Consider the following 1320-nt stretch of genomic DNA (forward strand, 5'->3'; position numbering starts at 1 on the left):
CTGAGTTTCACGCCAGTGGTGTCGATGGTGTCGGTGACACTGGTCACGGCTGGTGTGGTGCTTGGTACCAGGTTTTCGAAGTTGCCACCGGTCGCCGACTTGATGGTCGCCTGCACGGTGCCGGCGTCTTTGTAGACGTCGTCGGCCGGTGCAGGGACGGTGACGGTGCCGGTGGTTTTGCCCGCGTCGATGGTGATCACGGCGCCGTTGCTCAGGGTCACGGTCACTGGCGAGCCAGCGGCGTTGGTCAGGGTCGCGGTGTAGATGATCGAACCGCCCTCGGCCACCGAGTTGGTGGCGCTGAGCGACAGATTGGTGGTGTCGATGGTATCGGTGACGGTGGTCGAAACCGGCGTCTTGTCAGCGACCAGATTCTCGTAATTGCCACCGGTCACACCGGTGATCGAGTTGGTCAGCGGCGCATGACCGGTCAGCGCGTCGTTCGGCGCAGTGGTGGTCACGGTGCCGGTGTTTTTACCCACTTCGATGGTGATGTTCTGACCGTTAGCCAGAGTTACCACAACTGGCGAGCCAGTCACTGGCGCACCAACGGTCGCGGTGTAGGTGACGGTACCACCTTCAGCAGCAGACTCGGTCGCGGTGAGTTTCACCGTGGTGGTGTCGATGGTGTCGGTGACGTTGGTCACGGCTGGTGTGGTGCTTGGGACCAGGTTCTCGAAGCTGCCACCGGTCGCCGACTTGATCGTTGCCTGCACGGTGCCGGCGTCTTTGTAGACGTCATCGGCCGGTGCAGGGACGGTGACGGTGCCGGTGGTTTTACCGGCGTCGATGGTGATAACAGCACCGTTCGACAGCGTTACGGTCACTGGCGAACCAGCGGCATTGGTCAGCGTTGCGGTGTAAACGATCGAGCCACCTTCGGCCACGGTGCCGGTCGCGCTGAGCGACAGGTTAGTGGTGTCGACGGTATCGGTGACTGTGGTGTTGACCGGGGTCTTGTCGGCCACCAGATTCTCGTAGTTACCGCCAGTCACGCCGGTGATCGCGTTGGTCAGCGGCGCATGGCCGGTCAGCGCGTCGTTCGGCGCGGTGGTGGTCACGGTGCCAGTGGTTTTGCCCACTTCGATGGTGATGTTCTGACCGTTGGCAAGAGTCACAGTCACTGGCGAACCAGTTACCGGCGCACCGACGGTGGCGGTGTAGGTGACGGTGCCACCCTCAGCCGCAGACTCGGTCGCGGTCAGCTTGACCGTGGTGGTATCGATGGTGTCGGTGACCTGAGTCACAGCCGGCACAGTGCTCGGTACCAGATTCTCGAAGTTGCCACCGGTAGCGGTGGAAATGGTCGCTTCGACTTTG

Annotated in this window: 1 protein-coding gene; it reads right to left on the reverse strand. The window is 62.2% G+C overall.

The genetic code is table 11. From position 1 onward, the window contains the following. Positions 1 to 1320: immunoglobulin-like domain-containing protein (locus AC27VU_RS28850; RefSeq protein WP_488725403.1), on the reverse strand; the 1320-nt coding region annotated here is incomplete at both ends.

The sequence above is a fragment of the Pseudomonas sp. 14P5.3.2 genome, assembly GCF_057799175.1.